At 73.4% G+C, this 24,461-nt stretch carries 18 protein-coding genes; 9 read left to right on the top strand and 9 right to left on the bottom strand.

Annotation, left to right across the window (positions count from 1 at the left end; all coding sequences use genetic code 11):
- The first annotated feature begins 265 nt into the window (after positions 1–265).
- The 4 genes from ACQPZZ_RS27415 to ACQPZZ_RS27430 are packed head-to-tail and all read left to right on the top strand — an operon-like array spanning position 266 to position 3,365.
- Positions 266–1,735, top strand: a complete 1,470-nt coding sequence (locus tag ACQPZZ_RS27415) for a cytochrome ubiquinol oxidase subunit I (protein ID WP_363638768.1) — start codon at positions 266–268, stop codon at positions 1,733–1,735.
- An 11-nt stretch (positions 1,736–1,746) separates the two neighbouring features.
- Positions 1,747–2,658, top strand: coding sequence for a cytochrome d ubiquinol oxidase subunit II (gene cydB, locus ACQPZZ_RS27420; RefSeq protein WP_432923734.1), 912 nt, complete (start codon positions 1,747–1,749; stop codon positions 2,656–2,658).
- 57 nt (positions 2,659–2,715) lie between these two features.
- Positions 2,716–2,976 carry a type II toxin-antitoxin system VapB family antitoxin gene (locus ACQPZZ_RS27425; RefSeq protein WP_432923736.1) on the top strand — a complete coding sequence of 87 codons (261 nt, stop codon included), beginning with the start codon at positions 2,716–2,718 and terminating at the stop codon, positions 2,974–2,976.
- A complete protein-coding gene (locus ACQPZZ_RS27430; protein ID WP_432923738.1) occupies positions 2,973–3,365 on the top strand; it encodes a type II toxin-antitoxin system VapC family toxin in 393 nt (130 codons plus the stop codon). The genes ACQPZZ_RS27425 and ACQPZZ_RS27430 overlap by 4 nt, the downstream gene beginning before the upstream one ends.
- 5 nt (positions 3,366–3,370) lie before the next feature.
- Here ACQPZZ_RS27430 and cutA read toward each other — a convergent pair whose 3' ends face one another.
- The 6 genes from cutA to ACQPZZ_RS27460 form a co-directional block, all read right to left on the bottom strand.
- Positions 3,371–5,755: an aerobic carbon-monoxide dehydrogenase large subunit gene (cutA, locus tag ACQPZZ_RS27435; RefSeq protein ID WP_432923739.1), complete on the bottom strand. Its 2,385-nt coding sequence runs from the start codon at positions 5,753–5,755 to the stop codon at positions 3,371–3,373.
- Complete coding sequence (locus ACQPZZ_RS27440) at positions 5,752–6,240, bottom strand: (2Fe-2S)-binding protein (RefSeq protein WP_432923741.1); 489 nt, start codon at positions 6,238–6,240, stop codon at positions 5,752–5,754. Before ACQPZZ_RS27440 ends, cutA begins: the two co-directional genes overlap by 4 nt.
- Positions 6,237–7,112, bottom strand: a complete 876-nt coding sequence (locus ACQPZZ_RS27445; RefSeq protein ID WP_432923743.1) for an FAD binding domain-containing protein — start codon at positions 7,110–7,112, stop codon at positions 6,237–6,239. Before ACQPZZ_RS27445 ends, ACQPZZ_RS27440 begins: the two co-directional genes overlap by 4 nt.
- 147 nt (positions 7,113–7,259) lie before the next feature.
- On the bottom strand, positions 7,260–8,642 hold the full coding sequence (locus ACQPZZ_RS27450) for a uracil-xanthine permease family protein (RefSeq protein ID WP_432923745.1): 1,383 nt from the start codon (positions 8,640–8,642) through the stop codon (positions 7,260–7,262).
- A gap of 146 nt (positions 8,643–8,788) precedes the next feature.
- Positions 8,789–9,016 carry an RNA-binding S4 domain-containing protein gene (locus tag ACQPZZ_RS27455; RefSeq protein WP_363638750.1) on the bottom strand — a complete coding sequence of 76 codons (228 nt, stop codon included), beginning with the start codon at positions 9,014–9,016 and terminating at the stop codon, positions 8,789–8,791.
- Positions 9,017–9,025: 9 nt separating this feature from the next.
- Positions 9,026–10,603, bottom strand: coding sequence for a PucR family transcriptional regulator (locus ACQPZZ_RS27460; protein ID WP_432934567.1), 1,578 nt, complete (start codon positions 10,601–10,603; stop codon positions 9,026–9,028).
- A gap of 317 nt (positions 10,604–10,920) precedes the next feature.
- Between ACQPZZ_RS27460 and ACQPZZ_RS27465 the strand changes: the two genes are divergently transcribed.
- From ACQPZZ_RS27465 to ACQPZZ_RS27485, 5 genes are all read left to right on the top strand, one after another.
- The gene (locus ACQPZZ_RS27465) at positions 10,921–11,823 is read left to right on the top strand and encodes a DUF2877 domain-containing protein (protein ID WP_432923747.1); all 903 of its coding nucleotides are present in this window, start codon (positions 10,921–10,923) and stop codon (positions 11,821–11,823) included.
- Between the two features lie 95 nt (positions 11,824–11,918).
- Positions 11,919–13,334 carry an FdrA family protein gene (locus ACQPZZ_RS27470; protein ID WP_432923749.1) on the top strand — a complete coding sequence of 472 codons (1,416 nt, stop codon included), beginning with the start codon at positions 11,919–11,921 and terminating at the stop codon, positions 13,332–13,334.
- A 94-nt stretch (positions 13,335–13,428) separates the two neighbouring features.
- The gene (locus tag ACQPZZ_RS27475) at positions 13,429–14,814 is read left to right on the top strand and encodes a DUF1116 domain-containing protein (RefSeq protein WP_432923751.1); all 1,386 of its coding nucleotides are present in this window, start codon (positions 13,429–13,431) and stop codon (positions 14,812–14,814) included.
- Between the two features lie 152 nt (positions 14,815–14,966).
- Positions 14,967–17,096, top strand: a complete 2,130-nt coding sequence (locus ACQPZZ_RS27480) for a protein kinase domain-containing protein (RefSeq protein WP_432923753.1) — start codon at positions 14,967–14,969, stop codon at positions 17,094–17,096.
- 183 nt (positions 17,097–17,279) lie between these two features.
- Positions 17,280–19,187, top strand: a complete 1,908-nt coding sequence (locus ACQPZZ_RS27485) for a serine/threonine-protein kinase (protein WP_432923755.1) — start codon at positions 17,280–17,282, stop codon at positions 19,185–19,187.
- A 30-nt stretch (positions 19,188–19,217) separates the two neighbouring features.
- On the opposite strand, the gene ACQPZZ_RS27490 is transcribed toward ACQPZZ_RS27485, so the two are convergent.
- From ACQPZZ_RS27490 to ACQPZZ_RS27500, 3 genes are all read right to left on the bottom strand, one after another.
- A complete protein-coding gene (locus tag ACQPZZ_RS27490) occupies positions 19,218–20,912 on the bottom strand; it encodes a bifunctional 3'-5' exonuclease/DNA polymerase (protein ID WP_432923757.1) in 1,695 nt (564 codons plus the stop codon).
- A 120-nt stretch (positions 20,913–21,032) separates the two neighbouring features.
- A complete protein-coding gene (locus ACQPZZ_RS27495; protein ID WP_432923759.1) occupies positions 21,033–22,532 on the bottom strand; it encodes a metallophosphoesterase family protein in 1,500 nt (499 codons plus the stop codon).
- Positions 22,533–22,745: 213 nt separating this feature from the next.
- Complete coding sequence (locus ACQPZZ_RS27500) at positions 22,746–24,422, bottom strand: FAD-binding oxidoreductase (protein ID WP_432923761.1); 1,677 nt, start codon at positions 24,420–24,422, stop codon at positions 22,746–22,748.
- Positions 24,423–24,461 lie beyond the last annotated feature (39 nt).

A 24,461-nucleotide genomic window follows, 5' to 3' on the forward strand; every position in this document is an offset into this window, starting at 1 on the left:
TCGTCGTCGTTCGCCCATCCTTGATCCCGTGCCTCCCCAGGAGGCGCTCCCGGCGGGACGGGACCGGTGTCCCTGGCGGCCGGGACGATCCGGCCGCAATCGTCGGTACTGCAAGGAACGGGGATCCGGCACCGCGAACCAGAGTCCGGGTGGCGCACCGCCCGGCTGTGACGAAGATCGCACCTCGCGGGGCCCCAATGCTCTACAGCTTGTAGTACTACTGGTTATAGAACTACGAGCTGTAGAGCTCCGTCGTGAGGGAGACATGGACGCGCTTGACCTGGCACGGTGGCAGTTCGGGGTGACCACCGTGTACCACTTTCTCTTCGTACCTCTGACGATCGGGCTCGGCGTCTACGTCGCCGGGCTCCAGACCGCCTGGCACCTGACGGGCAAGGAGCACTACCTCAGGCTCACGAAGTTCTTCGGCAAGCTCTTTCTGATCAACTTCGCGATGGGCGTGGTCACCGGCATCGTCCAGGAGTTCCAGTTCGGAATGAACTGGAGCGAGTACTCGACCTTCGTCGGCGACGTGTTCGGCGCGCCGCTGGCTCTGGAGGCTTTGCTCGCGTTCTTCCTGGAGTCGACGTTCCTGGGGTTGTGGATCTTCGGCTGGGACCGGCTGCCCAAGCGGATCCACCTCGCCTGCCTGTGGGCCGCCGTCATCGGCTCCAACCTGTCGGCGTACTTCATCCTCGCGGCCAACGCCTGGATGAAGCACCCGGTCGGCTACGAGGTCGTGAACGGCAGGGCGAGGATGACCGACCTGTGGGCGGTGCTGACCAACTCGACGGCCCTCGCCCAGGTGCCGCACGTGGTCGCCGCCTCGTTCGTCGTGGCGGGCGGGTTCGTGATCGCCGTCGCGGGCTACCGCATCCTGCGCGAGCGCGGTCTCGGCCTGCGGCCCGGCCTCCGGATCCGTACGGCCGCGGGAGACGCCACCACGCCGATGCGTCGCCTCCCGGACATGTGGCGGACCAGCCTGCGCGCCGCGCTCGTCATGACGGCGATCGCGGGGGCCGTCGTCGCCGGCAGCGGCGACCTGTCCGGCCAGTTGCTGCGCGAGCAGCAGCCGATGAAGCTCGCCGCGGCGGAGGGCCTGCGCCACGACACCGCCGGGGCGCCGTTCTCGATCGCCCCCGGCGTCGAGGTGCCGGGTCTGCTCAGCCTGCTCGCCGCACACGACCCCGGCGCGACGGTCCAGGGCGTCGACGACATCCAGGCGCGGTACGAGAAGACCTTCGGACCGGCCGACTACACCCCCAACGTGCCGGTCGTCTTCTGGTCGTTCCGCGTGATGATCGGCTTCGGCATGGCCACGGTGGGCCTGTCCGCGCTCGGCCTGTGGCTGACCCGCCGGCCCCGGCGGCAGCGCGGCGGCGCGCCGAAGCCGGTGCCGGACTGGTTCGCCCGCGTGTGTGTGCTGGCGCTCCCGTTGCCCACCGTCGCCATCGTCGCCGGATGGCTGCTCAGCGAGATCGGCCGCCAGCCGTGGACCGTCCAGGGCGAGCTGATGACGGCCGCCAGCGTGTCGCCCGGCGTCTCGCTCGGCGAGGTCGCGATCACCCTCGCGGTCTTCACGGTCCTGTACGGCGTGCTGGCGCTGGCCGAGGGCGTGCTGCTGGTGCGGCACGTCAAGGCGGGCCCGGAGCTGCCGCCGGTCGAGAGCGCGCCCGCCGAGGCCGTTCCCGCCCGCCCCGACGAGGCGCGGCTCACGCCGACGCTCATGTACTGAGGAGTCACGATATGACGACCTTCTGGTTCATCGTGATCGCGTTCCTCTGGACGGGTTACTTCGTCCTGGAGGGGTTCGACTTCGGCGTGGGCGCGCTGCTGCCGCTGCTGTCGCGGTCGGAGGCCGACCGCAAGCAGGTGCTCGGCACCATCGGGCCGGTCTGGGACGGCAACGAGGTGTGGCTGATCACCGCGATCGGGGCGATGTTCGCCGCCTTCCCGGCGTGGTACTCCGGCCTGCTGAGCGGCTTCTACCTGGCGGTCTTCCTCGTCATCGCCGGTCTGATCGTCCGCGGCGTTGGCCTGGAGTGGCGGGGGAAGGTCCACTCCCGGCGCGAGGTCGCGCTGTGCGACGCCGGGATCGTCACCGGCAGCGTGCTCCCGGCGTTCCTGTGGGGGGCGATCTTCGGCAACCTGCTGTTCGGCACGGCGCTGGCGACCGTGCTCGGCGGGGCCCTGTCGCTGTCGGTGGCCGTGCTGCACGGCGCGGTTTTCGTGGCGCTCAAGACGACCGGCGCGGTCCGCGCCCGCGCCCGCCGCGCCGCGCTGCTCGCGGCCGTCGGCGCGGTGCCGGTCGCGATCGGCACGCTGCCGTCCGTACCCGGCAAGGGACCGATGTGGACGCTGGGGACGGCCCTGCTCGCCGCGGCGGCGCTGGCGGCCGGGGTGACGCTGGTGTGGGGCCGCCGGGAGGGCTGGGCCTTCACCGCGACCGCCACGGCCATCGCCGCGACGACGGCCACCGTCTTCGGCGTGCTGTGGACCGCTCCCCTGCCCGGGCTCACGCTGGCCGAGGCGGCCTCCGCGCCGTACACGCTGACCGTCCTCACCTGGATCGGCCTGATCGCCCTGCCGGGCGTCATCGCCTACCAGGCCTGGACCTACTGGGTCTTCCGCAAGCGCCTCACCGCCCAAGTGTCCTGATCGAGGAACGACAGAAAGGGTAGAGTCCTTAGGTAGACAGGGCAGAAAGGGATGGCCGTGAGCTTGAACATCAAGAATCCCGAGGCCGAGCGGCTGGCGGCCGAGATCGGGGCGCTTACCGGCGAGAGCAAGACCGCCGCTGTTATTTCCGCCCTGCGGGAGCGGCACGAGCGGCTGCTCGCGAAGCTCCAGCAGACCGAGGACGTCGCGATGGAAGACGACATCCTCGCGCTCGCCGCGAGGATTCGCTCACGAGTAGGTGAGCTTGAGCTGTCCAGCGACTTCCTCTACGACCCTGCGACCGGCCTTCCGTCGTGATCATCGACACCAGCGCGATCGTCGCGATCCTCAACGGAGAGCCGGACGCCGTCGACCTGGCCAGAGCCATCAGGGACGCACCGACGCGACGGATGTCGGCGGGGACCTACATCGAGTTGGCGGCGGTGGTCGAACGCGCCCGCGACCCCGCCGCCTCACGGCTTCTGGATGACCTCCTCCTCCGGATAAAAGTGCAGATCATGCCGGTGACACCTGATCAGGCTCGGACTGCGCGCCGGGCCTACTGGGATTACGGCAGGGGCAGCGGGCACAAGGCCGGACTGAACTTCGGCGACTGCTTCTCCTACGCGCTTGCGAGAGAGTGCCAGGAACCGCTGCTGTTCAAGGGCGACGACTTCGTTCACACGGACGTGACCCCGGCACTCTGACCCGATCACCGAGACTGCCGCAGGTGGTGGAGGTCGGAGGGAGAGATGGGCATACGGGTGATCGGGATGCCCTCGGCGTCCTCGACCGCGGAGGCGATGACGGCCGAGACCGGGATCACGCCGGCCTCCCCCGCGCCCTTGATCCCGAGCGGGTTCAGCGGCGACGGCGTCTCCAGGTGGGCCGTCTCGATGCGCGGCACCTCCGTGGCGTACGGCATCAGGAAGTCCATGAACGAGGCGTTCAGCAACTGGCCGTGCTCGTCGTAGACCATCTTCTCGTACAGCGCCCCGCCGACGCCCTGGGCGACCCCGCCGTGGATCTGCCCTTCGACGATCATCGGGTTGATCAGCCTGCCGCAGTCGTGGACGACGGCGTAGCGCAGGATCCGGATCTCCGCGGTGTCCGGGTCGGTCTCCACGATCGCGGCGTGCATGCCGGCCGCGAAGGTCGACCTGATCGGCGAATAGTAGTCCCGGCCCTCCAGGCCCGGCTCCTCCCCCTCGGCCACCGGCGGCCGGTCGTCGGAGGCGTGCCCGGCGAACTGGGTGGCCCGCTTGGCCTCCTCGTCGAAGGCGTACCGCAGCGGGTTGGACAGCACGGCGACGGTCGCCAGCGGGATCGACGCCGACGGCACGCCGGCGACGTGGACCGTCCCGTCGGTGATCTCCAGGTCGCGCGGGTCGGCCTCCAGCGCCTCCGCCGCGATCCGCAGCGCCTTCTCCCTGACCTTGCGGCAGGCGAGCGCGATCGCGTTGCCGCTCATCACGGCCGCCCGTGAGGCGAAGGTGCCCACGGCGTATCCGAAGCGCCGGGTGTCGCCGGTGACGACCGACACCTTCTCGATCGGCACGCCGAGCTCGGTGGCCGCGATCTGCGCGAACACGGTCTCGTGGCCCTGTCCCTGCGAGGTCAGGCCGGTCGAGACGTGCACCCGGCCGTCCGAGGTGATCTGCACGTGCCCGCCCTCGTACGGGCCGACTCCGGTGCCCTCGACGTAGCAGCCGACGCCGATGCCGATCCTGCGTCCCTCGGCCGCCGCCCGGGCCTTCGTCTCGGGGAAGGAGTCCCAGCCGATCAGCTCCTTGAGCATGCGCAGCGCCTCGGGGTAGTCGCCGCTGTCGTAGATCAGCGGCCGCCCGTCCTGGAACGTCAGCCCCTGGTCGTACGGGAACTCGTCCGGCTGGATGAAGTTGGCCGCGCGGACCTCGGTGCGGTCCCTGCCGAGGTGGGCGGCGATGCGGTCCATCGTCCGCTCCATGCAGAACACGCCCTGCGGGCGGCCCGCGCCCCGGTAGGGCGTGACCTGGACGGTGTTGGTGTAGATCGAGGAGAACTCGACCCGGTAGGCCCCCACCTTGTACGGCCCGAGCAGCTGGGTCGAGGTGATGATCGGCACGATGATCCCGTACGGCGTGTAGGCGCCGTGGTCGTGCAGGATCTCGACCTCGAGGCCGAGGACGCGCCCGTCGTCGTCGAACCCGGCCCGCACGTGCTGGACCTGGCCGCGCTCGTGCGACGACGAGACGAAGTGCTCGCGCCGGTCCTCGGCCCACTTCACCTCGCGGCCGAGCAGGCGGGCCGCCCACGGGACGAGGACCTCCTCGGGCCACGGATGCACGATCTTGACGCCGAACCCGCCGCCCACGTCCGGCGCGATGACCTCCACCTTGGGCAGCGGCAGCCCGAGCTTGGCCGCGATCGCCATCCGCACGCTGGTGGACGACTGGGTGGAGGAGTAGACCCGCAACGACTGGTCGTCGGCGTCCCAGCGGGCGTACACGCCCTTGCCCTCCAGCGGCGTGCACGCGCTGCGCTCGACGTCGAGCCGGAACTCCAGCCGATGCGGGGCGGCCTCGATCGCCTCCCTCGCGGTCACGCCGCCGGGCCCCGGCACCTCCTGGACGAGGTGCGCGCCGACGTTGCCCGGCACGTCCTCGTGCACGAGGTGAACGCCGCGCACGGCCTCCTCGATGCCCACGACGGGCTTGAGGATCTCGTAGTCGACCCGGATCAGGGCGCAGGCGTCCTCGGCGAGGTAGCGGTCGCGGGCGACGACCATCACGACCGGCTCGCCGACGTGCCGGACGATCTCCCGGGCCAGCGGGTACGCCGTACGGCCGTGGGTGAGCGCGGGATGCGGGATCAGCAGCGGCAGCGGCTCGGCCAGCGCGCCCGGCAGGTCCTCCCACGTGTAGATCGCGACCAGGCCCTCGACGTCGAGGGCGGCCGACACGTCGATGTCGAGGATCCGCGCGTGGGCGTGCGGCGACCGGACGAACGCGGCGGCCAGCGCGTCCGCGCCCAGGTCGTCGAGGTAGCGCCCCTGCCCGACGATCAGCCGGGCGTCCTCGCGCCGCCGGACCGGCTCGCCGAACAGCCTGGTCGTCATGCCCCGCCCTCCGCCTGGATCTCCGCTGCGCGGTGGACCGCCTTGAGGATGTTCTGATAGCCGGTGCACCGGCACAGGTTGCCCGCCACGGCCTCCAGCGCCTCCTCCTCGGTCGGTGCGGGATTGTCCCGCAGGAACGCGGTGACCGTGCACAGGAACCCCGGCGTGCAGAACCCGCACTGCAGGGCGTGGCACTCGGTGAAGGCCCGCTGGACCGGCGACAGCTCGCCCTCGCGCGCCAGCCCCTCCACCGTCGTGATCTCGTGGCCGTCCACCGTGACGGCGAACGTGAGGCACGACCGCACCGGCTCGCCGTCCAGCAGCACCGTGCAGGCGCCGCAGACGCCGTGCTCGCAGCCCACGTGGGTGCCGGTGAGGCCGAGGTCGTGGCGCAGGCAGTCGGACAGCAGCCGCCGCCCGGGCACCGTCGCCTCCCGCACGACCCCGTTGACCGTCAGCGTCACCGTGTGGCGTGTCTCGTTCACGCTTCCTCCCCGCGTGCCGCGCGGGCGGCCTCCCGCAGCGCCCGTACGGCGAGCACCCCCGTGAGGTGCCGCCGGTAGTCCGCCGTCGCGTGGATGTCGCCCTCCGGATCGATCCGGTCCCGTACGGCGGCCGCAACGGTCTCCCAGCCGGCCGAGGCGGCCGGACGCGGGCCGCAGGCCGCGGTCACGTCCACGACCGCCGGGACCGGTCCCACGCTCACGCAGGCGACGCGGGCGGCGGCGATCCGGTAGTCCTCGTCCAGGGTGACGGCGGCGGCCACCCCGGCCACCGCGTAGTCGCCGTGCCGCCGCGCCACCTCGTGGAAGGCCGTGCCCGACCGGGCGGGCAGCGCCGGGAAGAACGCCGAGACGGCCAGTTCGCCGGGACGCGGGGCCGACTCCATCGGTCCGGTGAAGAACTCCGCGGCCGGCACCTCCCGCTCCCCGCCCCGCCGCGCCAGCCGTACGGACCCGCCGAGCAGGGCGAGGACGGCGGGCATCTCGGCGGCGGGGTCGGCGTGGACGAGGCTGCCCACCACCGTGCCGCGGTTGCGGATCACGGGGTGGGCGACCAGCCGCAACGCCTGCCGCAGCAGCGGCTGCACGGCCGCGGCCTCGGGCGAACGCTCCACGGCGGCGTGCCGGGCCAGGGCCCCGACGCGTACTCCGGACGGCCCGGCCTCGATCCCGTCCAGGCCGGGCACGCGGTTCACGTCGACGATCTGGGCGGGCGCGGCCAGCCGCATGTTGAGCAGCGGGATCAGGCTCTGGCCACCCGCCAGCACCTTCCCGTCGGGCCCGGCCTCGGCGAGGACCTCGAGCGCCTCGCCGAGGGCCGCCGGGCCGTGGTAATCGAACGGGGGCGGCTTCACCGGATGGTCCGCCAGGTCTTCCGGCGCGTCCGCGTCCTCGGCCCCGCCCCCGGGGCCGCACGGCCGCCGTACGCCGGCCAATGCGACGGCCCGTGCGACGGCCCGTGCGACGCCCCGTGCGACGGCGGCGTGTCCGGCCCGTGCCCGTCAGACTGCCGGGTCGCGTTCGAACCCGATCTCCCCACCCGTGACCTCCTTCGCTGGTCTGCGCGCGATGGCCCGCAGCAGGTGATAGCCGGCGAGCACCACGATCGTGCCGAGCGCGATCCCGGCGAGCGAGAAGTCGCCGGTGATCTGATGGGTGACCGGCCCGATCGCGAGGATGATCCCCGCGCCGATCGGCACCATGTTGACCGGGTCGGCGAAGTCCACCCGGTTCTCCACCCAGATCTTCGCGCCGAGCAGCCCGATCATGCCGTACAGGATGACCGTGACGCCGCCGAGCACGCCGCCGGGCGTGGCGGCGATCAGCGCGCCGAACTTCGGGCACAGGCCGAACAGGATCGCGATGACCGCGGCGATGTAGTAGGCGGCCGTCGAGTAGACCCGCGTGGCGGCCATGACGCCGATGTTCTCGGCGTACGTCGTGGTGGGCGAGCCGCCGACGGCGGTCGCGACCACGGTGCCGACGCCGTCGGCGATGACCGCCCTGCCCATCTGGGGCTCGACGTCGGCGCCGGTCATCTGGCCCACCGCCTTGACGTGGCCGACGTTCTCCGCGATCAGGGCGATCACGGCGGGCAGCACGACCAGCACGGCCGACGCCTGGAACGACGGGGCGTGGAAGTGCGGCAGCCCGATCCAGTCGGCGTCGGCGACGGCCTGGAAGCTCACCCGGGGGTGGGTGTCGATCTTCCCGGTGCCCGCGTTGTAGGCGGTGATGTTCCCGAAGACCTCGTCGGCGAGCCAGGACAGCACGAACCCGAAGACCAGCCCGAGCAGCACGCCGATCCGGCCGAGGAAGCCGCGGAACACCACGATGAACACGAACGTCGCGATCATCGTGATCAGGGCGATCCACGGGTCCTGCGGCCAGTAGACGTCGGCCACCACGTACGCCAGGCCGAAGCCGATCAGCATGACCACCGCGCCGGTCACGACCGGCGGGAAGACGCGGTGGATGATCTGCACGCCGAGCACGTGGATCGCCACGCCGCACAGAGCGAGCACCAGGCCGGCGACGAGGATCGCCCCGGTCACGACCTGGTCGGCCGCCGGGGTGTCGCCGCCGAACGCCGCCCGCACGGCCACCACGCCGCCGACGAACGACGCCGACGTGCCGAGGTAGCTGGGGATCCGCCCCTGCGTGAAGAGCAGGAACAGGATCGTCGCGACGCCCGACATCATCACGGCCGTGTTCGGGTCCAGTCCCATGACGAGGGGGAACACGAAGGTCGCGCCGAACATGGCGATCACGTGCTGGGCGCCGATGCCGACCATGCGCGGCCAGCTCAGCCTCTCGCCGGGCCTGACGACGTCTCCGGGCGCGAGGCCTTTCCCGTCGCCGTGGACTGTCCATCTGAAAGCCATGTACGCCCCTCTTGCTCATGGGCCGTGGGCCGGCAGGCACCCCCCAGGCGTCCCTCCGCGGCGCTTCTAGACCGTTTGGGGCACTTTAGGACTGGCGTGCGCGACAGACATTGGCATGATCTGCCAAACCGGTGCGCTCTGGGGCGTCATACCACACGGATCGTGTACCCATCGCCGGTGACGACCTGGCCCGCCCGGATTTTGCAGGCCTTGCGCAGCTCCACGCGTCCGTCGACGCGCACCCGGCCCTCCGCGACGAGGTGCTTGGCCGCCCCGCCGCTGTCGGTGATCTGGCAGAACTTGAGGAGATCGCAGAGCGGGATGTAGTCGCCGTCGAGCTCGAAGATGATGGCCGGGGCTTTCGCGTCGTTCACGCCGCCAGCTTAGATACCCCTCATGCGCAGCACGTGCAGGGCGAGGGTGAGATTGAGCCGCAGATGCGCGTCCTCGGTGAAGTTGCCCAGCATGCGCTCCAGCTTCCCGATCCGGTAGCGCAGCGTGTTGTAGTGGAAGTGCAGCCGGCGTGCGGTCTCCGCGACGTTGAGGTTGGTCTCCAGCAGCGCCTGCAGGGTGCGGCGCAGGTCGGCGTTCTCGGCGTCGTCGTCCCCCGCCAGCGGGCCCAGGGTCTCGCGGACGAAGGAGTGCAGCTCGTCGGTGTCGTTCACCAGCGAGAGCAGCCGGTAGACCCCCAGCTCGTCGAAGTGGGCGACCGCGCCCGCCCCGTGGAGCTGCCGGCCCACCCGGGCGGCCTTCAGCGCCTGGCCGTACGCGCCGGGCAGGGCGTCCGCTCCGGAGGCGACCCGGCTGAGGCCGGTGGAGAACGTGCCGTCGGAGACGGCCGCGAGCGCGTCCCTGGCCACCTTGGCCGGGTCGGCGGCAGCCCCGACGATCGCCACGACCTCGTGCGAGAACCCGGCGACCGCGCCCCGCGGATCGTGCTTGCGCACCGACGCCTGCCACGCCGCCAGCATGCGGTCCTGGACCGGCCGTTCCTCGGCGTCCGGATCGATCTCGGCGACCAGCACGCTCACCGGGCGTTCCAGGTCCCAGCCGAACGCCCGGGCACGCTCGGCCACCCGCAGCCCGCCCCTGCCGGTGAGCACGTCCCGCAGGAAGTCGGCGCGGTATTTGCTCTCGACGGCGGTGACCGCCTCCTGCTTGGTGATCACCAGCGCGGCGACGGTCGCGGCGCGCTCCAGGATGCCGATGTCACTGGGGGTCAGCGTGCCGTGGGCGCTGTAGGCCGCGATCCTCCCGTGATGGTGCCCGCCCGCGACGATCGGCACGGCCGCGTAGTGCCCGTCGCCCCCCGCGGGCGGGGCCACCGGCGTCCGCGTGAGGGCCGCGTTCATCTCCCGCAGCCGCGCCACCTGCGCGGACTCCCCGGCGGCCGCGAGGAAGTGACCGGCGGCGTCGGTCGCCCCCACGGCCACCTGCAGCAGCCCTGCCACCTCCGCCGTGACCTCCCGCATCCCGCCCCCGGCCAGCACGATCTGCACGAGCGCCCGGTGCGCCTCCTCCGTACGGGCGAGGATCGCCGCCTGCCGGTTGAGGATGTCGGTGAGCACCTGATTGAGGATGTCGTCGAAGCCCACGTCGTTGGGCAGCAGGATCAGCGGAAACCCCAGCCGGTCGGCCTGTTCGACCATCTCCCCCGGAAGCTCGTCCAGGTAGCGGCCGAGCTTGATCGCCAACGCGGCGAGGCCGCGCTCGTCCAGGTCGGCCACGAGCCGGTCGAGCGACTGCGGCGTGTTGCGCAGCGGGTAGCCCGTGGTGAGCAGCAGCTCGTGCGGCTTCACCCAGGCGAGGATGTCGGGCACCTCCATCACGTTGAGGCGCTGCACGATGCGGTTCAGGCCGCCCCGCCCGGCGATCAGGCGGGCGTCCGCCAGCGACGAGACCCCGAGCACCTCTCCCACCGACACGCCGTGGAGGATCGTTCCCGTGCTCGCCAGGCGCATCGCGGGCGGGGCCGGGTCGTTCTGCAATGCCGTCTCCGGTCCTGCTTGCCGAACAGTGCTTTCGAACAGTGCTTTCGAACAGTGCTTTCGAACAGTGCTTTCGGACAGTGCTTCATCAAGGTGCGACGTCCCTGGTCATCGGTCGCTCACCGCTCCTCGTTCGCTACGCGGGCCCCGGGAACGTCTCAGCCCGATTGTGCACGACCACCGGTCCTGTCAGGAAGAGCCAAGCATTCGGCCGACTGTTGGCATCTTTCTCCGTACGGAGGGGGGAGACCGGGCCTTAGCGTCGGCAACGACTGGCTTCGGGAGGTCCGGTGAGTGTTGGCACGCGCCCGAGAGGGCGGCGGGCGGCGACGCCCGCGTCCCGCCCCCCGGCGGCCCCCGCCTACGTGAGCGGCGCCGCGAGCGTGGCCGTACGGCCCGCGCTGGAGTCGCCCCGCAGGCCGGCCAGGGTGCTGGCGGTTTTTCCCCTCGCGCTCTACCTGGAGATCAGGAGTGAGGCCGAGCCGCACGTCGTCGCGGTGGTGACGGGCGAGGCCACCCGCCTGCCCAACGCCGTGGTGCTCGCCGGGCGCCTCGACGGGGTGTCGGCGGGCGACGACGCCTGGGTCGGCGAGGGCGCCGTCGAGGTCGGGGGCCTGTCGATCCGGGTGCGCCGCTGGTGGGATCCCGCTCCCCCGCTCGCCCCCGCCGGCCCGGCACGGCTCGCGCCCGCCCTCGCCCTGCTCCGCGACGCCCGCGCCGCCTCGCCCCGGCGGCCGGGGCTGGACCCGGGCGGCGCCCCGGCGCTGCTCGAACGTGGCTGCCTGGCGGGTTCGCTGGTGGAGAGCATCACGGCGGCCGAGCGGCTGATCGGTCTCGGCCCCGGGCTGACGCCCAGCGGCGACGACATGCTCGCCGGCCTGCTGGTCGCGCTGCGGCATCTCGGCGCGGCGGCGGGGGTCCCGCGCGCCGTCTGGCTGGCGGACTGGCTCGCCGCCGCGGTCACCTACGACGCCCGCACCCGGACCACCCCCATCTCGGCCACCCTGCTGCACTGCGCCGCGAGGGGCGAGGCGAGCCCGGAGGTCACCGGGGTGCTGCGCGGCGCGGCCGGGCAGCAACCGCTGGAGCCGGCCCTGCACCGTCTGCTCCGCCTCGGCCACACCTCGGGCGCCGATCTGGCGTGGGGCGTGCAGATCGGTCTGTCCGCCGTCCTCGCCCTCGGGAGGGTCTGACGAATGCCGCCCGTCGCGAGCGTGGATCGAGGCGCCGTCCGGGCCGCGCGCAGCAGGGCCATGATCTGCCGGACACGACCCGGAAGGGAGGGCCGGTGAACGACCTGGTCGAGGTGCGCCCCGGGGTATACCGCGACTCCGTGACGCTCATGCGGGTGAGCCGGGCCCTCGCCGGACGGCCCGGCGTGGCCGTCGCGGTCGTCGCGATGGCCACGGAGCTCAACACGGGGCTCGCCCGCGATCTCGGTTTCGCGGTGCCGCCCGCGACGCCCGGCGACCTGCTGGTGGCGGTCCGGGCCTCCTCACCCGGGGAGCTGGAGGACGCCGCCGCCGAACTCGAACGACAGCTCGCCGCACGGGCGCCGGCGAGCGGGACGCGGGGCGACGCGCCGCCGCGCACCGTCCGGTCGGCGGCACGGGCCTTCGAGGCGAGCCTGGCGCTGGTGAGCGTGCCGGGCGAGCACGCCTTCGCCGAGGCGCTCGACGCCGTGGAGGCCGGGCTCTCGGTGATGATCTTCAGCGACAACGTGCCGGTCGAGCAGGAGATCCTGCTCAAGGACCGGGCGCGGGCCAGGGGGGTGCTCGTGATGGGACCCGACTGCGGCACCGCGGTCGTGGGCGGGGCGGGCCTGGGCTTCGCCAACGTGCTCCGCCCCGGGCCGGTCGGCGTCGTGGCCGCCTCGGGGACCGGCGCCCAGCAGGTGACGAGCCTGCTCGACCTCGCCGGGGCCGGCGTGTCCCACGTGCTCGGCGTGGGCGGCAGGGACCTGTCCGCCGAGGTGGGCGGGCGCTCGGCCGTTCAGGCGCTGCGCGCGCTCGACGAGGACCCCGCGACCGAGCTGATCGTGCTGATCTCCAAACCCCCCGCGCCCGAGGTGGCCCGCGCCGTACGGGACCTCGACCTGGCGACGCCCGTCGTGACCGCGCTGCTCGGGCCGGGGCAGGACGACCTCACCACCGCCGCGGAGAAGGTGCTGCGGGCCCTCGGCCGCGAGGTGCCCGAGTGGCCCTCCTGGCCCGCCCCCGCGAACCGGCCGCACTCCGCAGCCCATGTCCCGCGCGACGGCGCTGCGGGGCGGGATGGAGCCGCGGAGCCGGGCGAGGCCCTGCGGGGGCTCTACGCCGGCGGCACGCTGTGCGCGGAGGCGGCTCTGGTCGCCGGCGCCGGCGAGTTCACCGACTTCGGCGACGACTCCTTCACCCGGGGCCGGGCCCATCCGATGATCGACCCGGCGCTGCGCCTGGAGGCGCTGCGCGGCGTCGCCTCCGGCGTCGTGCTGATGGACGTCGTGCTCGGGCACGGCGCCGACCCCGACCCGGCCTCCTGGCTCGCGCCCGCGATCCGCGACGCGGCGGACAGGGGCGTGGCCGTGGTCGTGGCCGTCGTCGGCACCGACGGCGACCCGCAGGGGCTGCGCGCCCAGGCCGCCCGGCTCAACGAGGCCGGGGCGGCGGTCTTCACCTCCAACGCCGCGGCCGCCCGGCACGCCCGCCTCCTGGCGGACGGGTGACGGACGTGCCCCGCCTCGCGGCGAGCCGCCCGCCCTGCTCCGCAGGGGTCCGCCCCCTCCCCGTCCGAAGGCGGGAGTCCCTTCGGAGGTTCTCATGACCCTCTCCATGCTGTACGGCGAGCCGCGCGTCATCACCGTGGGCGCGCAGGTGCTGGGCGAGGCACTGGACCGGCAGGCCGTGCCGCGCCGGGAGGTCGACTGGCGGCCGCCGCTGCCGGGCGTCTCCGCGGCGCTCGCCCGGGTGCTCGCCGACCCCCGGCGCGAGAGCGCCAACACCGCCGCAGCCGGAAGGATGCTGTCGGCCCGGCCGATGCTGACGGGTGTGCGTCCGGCGCACGCGGTCCTCGGCCTGCGCGCCGGGGAGTTCTTCCACGCCGGGCCGCCGATCACCTGGGAGCGCGCCTCCGGCCCGATGCGGGGAGCGCTCGTCGGGGCCATGCTGTTCGAGGGCCTGGCCGCCACCCCCGAGGAGGCGCAGGGCCGCCTGGCCGCCGGCGCGGGGATCACCCTCGACTCCTGTCATCATCACCGGACGGTCGGCCCGATGGCGGGCGTGGTCAGCCCGTCCATGTGGATGCTCGAGGTCGCCGACGCCGAGCACGGCGGCAGGGCGTACTGCTCGCTGAACGAGGGGCTGGGCAAGGTCCTGCGTTACGGCGCGTACGGGCCCGAGGTGATCGATCGGCTGCGCTGGATGGGCGAGGTCCTCGGGCCGGTGCTGGCGGCCGCGCTGGAGCGGTGCGGCCCGCTCGACCTGCGCGCGCTCATCGCCCAGGCGCTGCAGATGGGCGACGAGCTGCACAACCGCAACCGCGCGGCGACGTCCCTGCTGGTACGCGAGGTCGCGCCCGCGATCGTGGAGGCTGCCCCGGACCGCGCCGCCGAGGTGCTGCGATTCATCAATGGCAATGATCATTTCTTCCTGAACGCCGGAATGGCGGCGGCGAAAGTCAGCGCCGACGCGGCCCGCGGCGTGCCCGGGTCGAGCCTGGTCGTGGCCATGGCGCGCAATGGAACGGATTTCGGAATACAGGTGTCGGGCCTCGGCGACCGGTGGTTCACCGGCCCGGCCGGGGTGCCCGACGGCCTCTACCTCGGCGGGTACGGCCCGGACGACGCCAACCCCGACATCGGCGACTCCACGATCACCGAGACGACGGGCCTGGGGGGCTTCGCCATGGCGGCGGCCCCGGCGATCGTCCGGTTCGTCGGCGGCGAGGTGTCCGACGCCGTGGCGGCGACGACCTCGATGTACGAAATCACGGTGGCCGAGCACCCGGCGTACCAGGTCCCGGCGCTCGGCTTCCGCGGCACCCCGGCCGGCATCGACGTGGCGCTCGTGGCCAGGACCGGTCTGCTGCCCGTCGTCAACACCGGCATCGCTGGCAGGATCGCCGGAACGGGGCAGGTGGGAGCGGGTCTGGTCAGCCCTCCGGCCGAGGCCTTCACGGCCGCCCTCGCCGCGCTGGCCGACGCGTGAATTCCCTTTGACCGTCATCAGACCGTAATATCGTCGTCAACCTCAGATATCCGATGCAATTCGCACGGTCCGTTCGGGGGATCCTGCGGAACGAGCGTGAATTGGGGACTTTGTCTATGACGACCGATCGCCTGCTCGGTATGGTCCCCCCTATGCCAGAGGGTCAGGGGCCTGTGGGCCGCGTCCCCGCGGGGGGCGCCCCCGAAGGGCAGGGACGTCTCGTCGGTCGCCGCTACCGGCTGTTGTCCCCGGTTGGCCGCGGCGGCATGGGGATGGTGTGGCACGCCCACGACGTGCTGCTCGACCGGGACGTCGCGGTCAAGGAACTGCTCCTGCCGTTCGGGCTCGACAGCACCGGCGCGCAGGTCGCCCACCGGCGGATGCTGCGTGAGGCGCGCTCGGCCGCCCGGCTCAGCCATCCCGGCATCGTCACCGTCCACGACGTCGTCGAGGAGGACGGACGGCCCTGGATCGTCATGGAGCTCGTCCGCGCCTGGTCCCTCGAACAGGCCGTACGGCAGAGCGGGCCGCTGCCGGTCGTGCAGGCCGCCGAGATCGGCATCCGGGTGCTCGACGCGCTGCGTCACGCCCATGCCGCCGGCATCCTCCACCGCGACGTGAAGCCCGGCAACGTGCTGCTCACCGCCGACCGCGTGGTGCTCACCGACTTCGGCATCGCCGCCATCGAGGGCGACGTCACGATCACCCAGACCGGGCTGCTCATGGGCTCGCCCGCGTACATCCCGCCGGAGCGCCTGCAGGGCCGCCCGATCACGCACGCCGCCGACCTGTGGTCCTTCGGCGCGACGCTGTACGCCGCCGTGGAGGGCCGCCCGCCGTACGAGGGCCCGGACGCGGTCGCCGTGCTCGGCGCGGTGCTGACGCAGGAGCCCAACCGGCCTCGCCGGGCGGGCGCGCTGCTGCCGGTCATCGAGGGCCTGCTCCGCAAGAACCCGGCCGACCGCCTTCCCGCCGCGCAGGTCGCGGAAATGCTGGAGCGGGTGCTGCACAGTCACGGCGCCGGACTGCCCGGCCGGGGCGGGAGGCCGGCCTCGGTGCCGACGCCGCAGGACTCCACGCCCGCGGGGCTGCTGCCACCGCTCGACATCCCCTCGGGGCCGCTGCCCTCACGCATCATCGAGACGCCCTCGGGCCCGGTCCGCGTGCCGCTCACGGCCGACGACCTGTCCGGCGCCGCGCCGCGCTCGGGGGAGCCCTATCCCGCGGAGCCCCGTTCCGTGGATGCGCGTTCCGTGGAGGCGCGGCCCGCCGAGCCGGCGTACGAGCCTCCGGGCGCGTTCGGGCCCTTGGGTGCCTTCGGGCAGCCCCCTTCCACCGGCATGGCCTTCGACGCGTTGTCGTCCCCCTCGGGGTCGACGCACGCGCCGGAGCGGCCGAAGGAGGCCATGTGGCCCACGCCCACGCCGGGTGACATGCCCGGCGATCTGGGCGGGACGGCGCAGCCGCCGCATCGGTCCGGGCAGCACGCGGCACCCCAGCACGCGGCACCCCAGCACGCGGCACCCTCGCAGGCCGTCTCCCCGCAGGCCGGCGACTCCGGGCCGGTCGCGGAGCCCACCGGCCCGCACCGGCCCCGGGTGGGCCGCAGGCGCAAGGAGCGGGCCGACGAGGTCCCCGAGCGCGAGGGCCGCTCGATGCTCCTGCCGGCCGTCGCCGGTGTGGCCGTGATCGCCGTGATCGTCGCGATCGTGCTCGTGCTGCTGCCGAGCGGCCCGGACGACGACGAGGCCACGGTCGCGCGGCAGGATTCCACGGCGGCCGCGGCGGACCCCTCCGCGGGGACGGGCGGCGCCGCCGCGTCGGCCGAGCGCCCGCTGTCGGCCGTACGCGTGCCCGAGGGCTACCGCGCCGTGGCCGAGGGCGGGGTGTCGACGGCGGTGCCGAAGGACTGGAGCACCACGGTCGACGACGGGGTCGTCAGGCTCACGGGCCCGAAGGACAGCGGGCAGAGCATCACGATCAAGCGGATCCCGGACGGCAGCCTGGAGGCGCTGCGGGCCGCCGAGCAGAACCTGGACATCAAGGACTACACCGACTACACCCAGATCCAGCTGCGCGAGGTGAACTACCGCTACCCCGCCGCCGACTGGGAGTACACCTACACCAACGCCAGCGAGGTCACCGTCCACGCGGTCATCCGCTACCTGGAGACGGGCGGCGGGCGCGCCTACGCGGTCCTGTTCGCCTCGCCCGACTTCGACTGGAACGAGTCGGCCGCACCGGTACGGCAGGCGCTCTGGAGCACCTTCCGCCCCGCCTGACGCCGGCGCCTGCACGGAGCTGAGGGGCCGGGGCGGGCCGGCGGCGTGGTCTCGCGCCCGTACGGACGGTGGCCCGCCCCGGACCCTGTGCCCGTCTGCGCCGGTTCCCGGCGACCTGTTGTGGGCTGCTTGGAGAGAATGTCCTGATCGACCAGGCGTGAACCCGGATCCCAAGGAGTGCCGGTGCGGACCTTCGAGACGCTGCGGGAGGACGATCCGCGGCAGGTGGGCCCCTTCCGCATCGAGGCACGCCTGGGAGAGGGCGGGATGGGCCGGGTGTATCTCGGGCGTTCGCGGAGCGGGCGGGCCGTCGCGGTGAAGGTGGTGCGGCCCGAGCTGGCCGGCGACGCCGAGTTCCGCCGCAGGTTCGACCGCGAGGTCGCCACGGCCCGCAAGGTCAACGGCTTCTTCACGGCCGGAGTGGTCGACGCCGACCCGCAGGGGTCGCCGCCCTGGCTCGCGACGGCGTACGTGCCGGGCATGTCGCTGGAAGACGCCGTGAACGAGCACGGGCCGTGGCCCGAGGACTCGGTCCTGGCCCTGGGCGCGGGGCTGGCGGAGGCGCTGGAGTCGATCCACGCCGCCGGAGTCGTGCACCGGGACCTCAAGCCGTCCAACGTGCTGCTGGCCGGGGACGGCCCCCGCGTCATCGACTTCGGCATCTCCCTGGCCATCGAGGGCGGCGCGCTGACGAAGACCGGCATCGCCATGGGAACTCCCGGATTCATGTCCCCGGAGCAGCTCAGGGGCACCCGGGTCGGACCGGCGAGCGACGTGTTCTGCCTGGGGCTGGTGCTGGCGTTCGCCGCGACCGGCGCCGGGCCGTTCGGACAGGGGTCCTGGCAAGGGCTGTGGTATCGCATCGTGCACGAGGAGCCCGACCTCGGCGCACTGCCGCCGGCGGCGCGGGCGCTGGTGGCCCGGTGCCTGGCCAAGGAACCCGAGGGACGGCCCACCGTGTCGGCCCTGCTGAACGAACTGGCCGACGGCGGCCGTGACCTCGTCTCGCCCGTCCAGCAGGGCAGGTGGCTTCCCCCGGCCGTCGCGCAGGCGGTGCGCACGCCCGGCGCCCCCACGCGCGTCCTCCCCGCGTCGCCGGAGACGCGGAATTCGCCGCCGTTCGACAGGCCCGGCCCGGGGATGCCCGGCCCGCGCGGGCCGCGTGGTCCTGAAACGCCGGGACAGCCGGGAGCTCCCGGACCGCCGTGGAGTTCGGGACCCCCGGGACCGCCGTGGGCCTCAGGACCCCGGGGCGCTTCGGGACCGCGCGGCGCTCCGGGACCGCCGAGAGCTCCGGGACCCCCGGGACCGCCGTGGGCCTCAGGACCCCGGGGCGCTTCGGGACCGCCGGGGATGGCGCAACCGTACACGGCCGGGACGCCCGGGGGTCCCCGGCCGGGCGGCGGGCCGGGGATGATCGCACCCGGTCCGCGGCCCGCCTTCCCCGCGCCGAGCCCTGCGCACCTTACTCCCGCCCCCTACGCGCCCCCCGCCCCCTACGCGGCGGGACCCGCGCGCGGCGCGGCGAGGCCGTATCCGCCGCCGGCGCGTCCCACACCTCAGCGCCGGCCCCGGCGGTACCCCGCCTGGTTACGGCGGACCACGCGCGTCTGGGTGGTCCTCTGCGGGCTGCTCATCGCCGTCGTCGCCGTGAGCGAGGTCCGCATGGCCCTCTCCGCCGTGCCTGAGAGGGTCTCGACCTCCAGTGACGGTTCCGCGCTGACCGTCACGCTGAACCCCGATCCGATGCCGGCGATCTACGTCTCCGGCGCGGCGGGCGATCCGCGGTGCAAAGTGGAGAACGGCCGTGGGCGGAACGTCAGGCTCGCCCGGCCGGCGGCGGACTACCAGCCGTTCGTCAAGGGCGGCAGGTGGCGGCTGCTCTACGAGATCCGCGCGCCGAAGACGGACACCTACACGGTGACGTGCTCCGGCGACCAGGACGCGTTCGGCGTCGGGACGGCGCCCTCCGCCGGCGTACGGAAGCTCGTCGGCATCGCCGTCGCGATCCTGGCCTACCTGGCCCTTCTGGGAGTGCCGGGCCTGCTGCTGGCCGCTCTCGTCACCCGGATGTCACGCCAGGCCCCCTGAGGCCCGTTCACCGGCCGCGGGGGCGTGCCGTCACTTGGCGTCGGCGTAGCAGGTGACGGCCACCGCCTCCATCGGGAAGCGGACCGTGGTGTCGCCGAACAGCAGCCGGGTCGCCTCGTCCGCCGCGCGGCCGACGGCCTCGCGGACCTCGCCCGCCAGGTCGAGGGGGCAGTGCACCATCACCTCGTCGTGCTGGAAGAACACCAGCCTCGCCGTATCGGGCAGCAGCCCCCGCAGCACCGCCAGGAGCGTCAGCGCCCACTCGGCCGCCGTGGCCTGCACGACGAAGTTGCGGGTGAACCTCCCCCGGTCCCTGGCCGCCCGGGCGCCCTCGGGACCGGCCACCAGGCGCCGCCACCGCTCCGACGGAGGCGGGCAGGTGCGGCCCAGCCACGAGCGGACCAGCCGCCCGTCCTCCCCCGCGCGGGCCGCGTCCTCCACGAACGCGTACGCCTTCGGGAACCGCTGCCGCATGACGGCCAGCAGCTTGGAGGCGTCACCGCTGGTCCCGCCGTACATCGCGGACAGCATGGCGATCTTGGCCGACTCGCGGACCCCGCCGAACGCCTGTGCCAGCGCGGCGTACAGGTCGATCTCCCCGGCCGCCCGCGCGAGCCCCCGGTCGCCCGACAGCGCGGCCAGCACCCGTGGTTCGAGCTGCGCGGCGTCGGCCACCACGAGCGTCCAGCCGTCGTCGGCCACCACGACCCTGCGCATGACCTTGGGGATCTGCAGCGCGCCGCCCCCGCTGGTGGCCCACCGGCCGCTCACCACCCCGCCCACGACGTACTCGGGCCGGAAGCGGTCGCCGCTGACCCACTGCGCGGCCCAGGTCCAGCCGTGGAAGCTGTACAGACGGGCCAGTTCCTTGTACGCCAGCAGCGGCGCGACGGCCGGATGGCCGACCGTCTTCAGCACGTGGGATCGGGTGGACGGGACCTCGATCCCCGCGGTCTTGAACGCCCTGACGATCTGCTGCGGGGAGTCGGGGTTGACGAGGTGGCCGAAGGCGGCCGACACCTCGTCGGCCAGCGCCTGGAGCTTCACCGGCCGCATGCCGTGGGCGGGGCGGGGCCCGAGCAGATCGGTCAGCAGAGCGTCGTGGACGTCCTCGCGCCAGGGCATGCCGTCGTGGCTCATCTCCGCGGCGATCAGCGCACCGGCCGACTCGGCCGCGACCAGCAGGCGGAACCGCCCGGGGTCGGGCGTGCGCGCGACACGGCAGCGCTGGTCCTCGAACACCTCGGCGACCATGTCGGCCTCGGGGACGGCGTTCCCCGGGGGCGCCGGGTCGAACAGGCTCGCCTGCGTGCCGCCCGCCTGATGCGCGTCGGACGCCTCGTGCGGGTCGTCGGGCACCGTGAGGCCCCGCAGGCGCGCGTAGGCCGCCCCGACCTGTCTGGGCTCCCCGTAGCGCCCGTCGGCGGCCAGCAGCAGGTTCTCGGTCAGCGCGACGTCATGGCAGCGCGACAGCCGTACGCCGGCGGACAGGAGCGCCGGGTAGACACGGCGAGCGTCGGCCCACACCCAGCGGGGCCTGGCGGCGGCCTCCAGCGATCGCACGGCCGCCGCGAGATCGGGCACCCGGACCGAGGGCCCCCCGTCGCGGCTCCCGCCCCCCGCACGCCCCCCGAGCCACTCCGGAAGAGCGTCCCGGTGCCCGTGCTCGCCGAGGGCCCGGATCGTCCCGCCACCGTCGGCGTCGGCCGCCACCACAACGTGCACCTCACCAGCGTGCCAGGCCACACCGACAATCCCACCGCCGGTCTGCTCCCGCCCGGCGCGGCCGGGCCGGGTGCGCCGCCCGGCACTTCCCTGATCGCCGGGACCGCCGGGCCTCCGGGATCAGAGCGGGATCTCGACCTCGTCCTCCAGCGGGGGCTCCTCCTCCTGCGGCAGGCAGCCCGTGGCTGCGAAGCACCGCAGCCGGAGCGTGTCCCCGGTGACCGACAGGTGGAGGAAGCTCTTGAAGAAGGGCGGGGTGTCCCAGTCGGACAGTTCGGAGATGTACCGGTGGAAGACCCGCCCCACCGGCAGGCGGAACGGCATCGGCCAGCCGCCGAGCAGCCGGGCCGCCCACTTCACGCGTGCGCCGATCGGCGCCCCCGGCGTGGGCCGGGGCGGGGTGTTGCCGATCCGCCGGGACATCAGGGCCAGCCCCTCCTCCGGCGTGATGTACAGCCCCCGCATCCGGAGCCTCCTGCTGTAGAGCAGGCTGTAGAACGACAGCGAGTCGCCGCGCAGCGGATAGCACTTGAAGTCGTCCTCGTGGACGCCGCCCGCGTCCACCCGGGGGATCGTGTGCGTGGCGTGCATGAACGCCCCGCCGCCCCCCGACACGACGTACTGGATGAGCCGCCCCTCCGCCCGGACCGGGTAGCGCTGGTAGTTGTGCACGTCGCCGCCGATGGCCGCGACGTAGTTGTGGGCCGGGTCGCGGACCACGTCGTCCACCGTGCCGCCGCCCTCGATGTCGCAGGGGTGGTAGGCGTTGTTGACGTAGATCGGCTTGCCGGTGATCAGGATCTTCGGCCGGGGGTCGGCGGAGACCCGGCGCAGCCACTCGCCCTGCTCCCGGTCGAGGGTCCCCTTGATGCCGGTGTCGATGCCGACGAGCAGCAGGCGTCCGGTGTCGAGCACCCAGTACGGCCCCGGCAGCGCCGGGCCGGGATCGGGCCGCATCCTCCTCGCCTCGGCCAGGGCGTCCTCGTCGATCGTCTCCGGCTTCTTCCACAGCAGTCCGCGCAGCCCGTCGGGGGACAACCGGAAGCCCCGCTGCTCCGCCGACAGGGGATGCGCGTCGCAGAAGATCCGCATGAAGCCGCCGAGCCCGTCGTACCAGTCGTGATTGCCGGGCACGGCGAAGATCGGCGCGGGGTAGTCCTTGTACGGCCGGAAGAACTTGTCGCGATACTCGTTGCCCGACCCGGTCGGGTAGATCACGTCGCTGGCGATGACCGCGAACGACGTGCCCGCGCCGAGCTTGAGCAGCCCGGGCACCACCGCGTACTGCGAGGCGTCGCCCTCGCCGGTGTCGCCGAGCACCAGGAACGAGAACTCCTCGCCCGGGTCGAGCCTGACGCGGAAGTCCGGGTCGGCGCCGCGATCGCGCTGCGCCGCCACCCAGCGGCGGCGCACCTGCGGCGAGGGGTCGCCGAACAACTGGGCGAGGATCTCGTTGCGGGACCGCCACAGCGTCGCGGGGTTCAGCCAGGTGAAGGAGTTCCGGGTGGGCCGCAGCGCCTCGAAGGTGCCGATCTCGGGGCAGTCCCAGCCCGCTCCGCCCTGCGACACCCGTGACGAGACCTGCTTCCCCCGCGCGGCGGCCGCGCCCACATCGACCATGGAAACAATCTTGGCGTTTCCAGCGCCTCGATCGAGAAGATTTGCCCGAACTGAGCGGTGTCCAGAAGTGGTGCATCGCGAGGCGGAGGAGGAGCTCGTAGCCGGAGCCCACGGACGACGACTTCCGGCGAGGTGCGCTCCGTGCGACGCGGAGGGGCCGCCCTCGCCGTCGGGAACGGGTGGGCGGTCACGGACGGACCATGCGTCCGGCCTTCACTCGGCCCCCGTCGACCGCCATCCGCCACGGCCCGCTCCGTCGTGGCCGGCACTGGAGTCGTCGGGGATCAGCACACCCGGATTGAGGATCCCGGCGGGATCGAGGCGTTCCTTGATCCCGCGCAGGATCTCGCCGCCCAGGTCGCCGATCTCCGCGGCGTACGCCTCCCGGTGGTCCCGGCCGACGCCGTGGTGGTGCGAGATCGTGCCGCCCGCCCGCACGATCGCCTCGTTCGCCGCGCGCTTGGCCGCCGCCCACTGCCCGAGCGGGTCGCCGGTCTGCGCGGTCACCACGGTGAAGTACAGCGACGCGCCCGTGGCGTAGACGTGGGAGATGTGACACATGACCAGCGGCGAGGTCAGCGCGCCGTGCAGGGCCAGCCGTACGGCCTCGTACAGGCGCGGCAGGTTCGACCAGAAGCCGGCGGTCTCCAGCGTCTCCACCGTCGCCCCCGCGGCCAGCAGGCAGTCGCGCAGGTAGGGGGCGGAGAAGCGGCCCTGCGCCCATTTGTCCCCCGGCTCCGGTCCGAGGTGCACGCCGCCGGCCTCGACCAGCACGGCGGCGGCCCGGTCCCGCCGGCCGGCCACGTCGGCCGGGGAGCCCTCGAAGCCCGCCACCAGCAGGCAGCCGGAGTCACGGCCGGCCGCGCCGAGATCGGCGGGCTTCGCCAGCCCGGCCATGGTCTCGGTCTCGTCCGACAGCCTCAGCACGGTCGGCGACGGACCCTCCTGCTGCGCGAGCCGCCGCAACGCGGCCGTGCCCGCCGCGAAGCTCTCGAACCGCCAGCCCTCGTACGCCCTGACGGCCGGGGCGCGGTGCACCCGCAACCGCAGCGAGGTGATCACTCCGAACGTGCCCTCGGAGCCCAGGAACACCTGGCGCAGGTCGGGCCCGGCGGCCGACTTTGGGGCACGGCCGATCTCCAGGGTGCCGCGGGGCGTGGCGACCGTCATGCCCGCGACCATGTCGTCGAACCTGCCGTACCCGGCCGAGGCCTGCCCGCTGGACCTGGCCGCCGCGAACCCGCCGAGCGTGGCGTACTCGTACGACTGGGGGAAGTGCCCGAGCGTCAGCCCGTGCGCGGCGAGCAGTTGCTCGGCCTGCGGCGCGCGCAGGCCGGGCTCCAGTTCGGCGACCATGGAGACGGGGTCGACGGAGACGAGCCGGTTGAGCCGGGCCGAATCGAGCGCGATCACGCCCGCGAAACCCCCCTCGGAGCCACACCGGGTCGCCACGAGCCCGCCGACCACCGAGGTGCCCCCGCCGAACGGCACCACGGCCACCCGGTGCTCGGCGCACAGGCGCAGCACGGCGGCGACCTCGTCGTGCGAGCCGGGAAGCACGACGGCGTCGGGCGCGTCCGAGGCGTCCCCCGCGCGCATGAGCAGCAGATCGGGGGTGGACTTGCCCCGGGTGTGGCGGATCCGGGCGTCGTCGTCGGCCCGTACGTGCTCGTCGCCCACCACCGCCGCGAGCGCGGCCAGGGCGGGCGGCGGCAGCGCCACCGGCGGCAGCCGCACCTCCCCGAACGTCGCCGCCGGGGCGGCGGGCGCCCGGACGCCGAGGAGCTCCGTGAGCAGGCCGCGCACCGGTGCGGGCAGCTCGGCGGCCTTGGCGGGATCGCCCCAGCCCGACCAGAGCATGGGTTCCGCCGAGGTGAGAGGGGTTTCCATGGCCGTCACGCCTCCAGGTAGGTTACTCAAGAGTAATCC

Source organism: Microbispora sp. CA-135349, from assembly GCF_050947365.1.
GTDB lineage: Bacteria > Actinomycetota > Actinomycetes > Streptosporangiales > Streptosporangiaceae > Microbispora.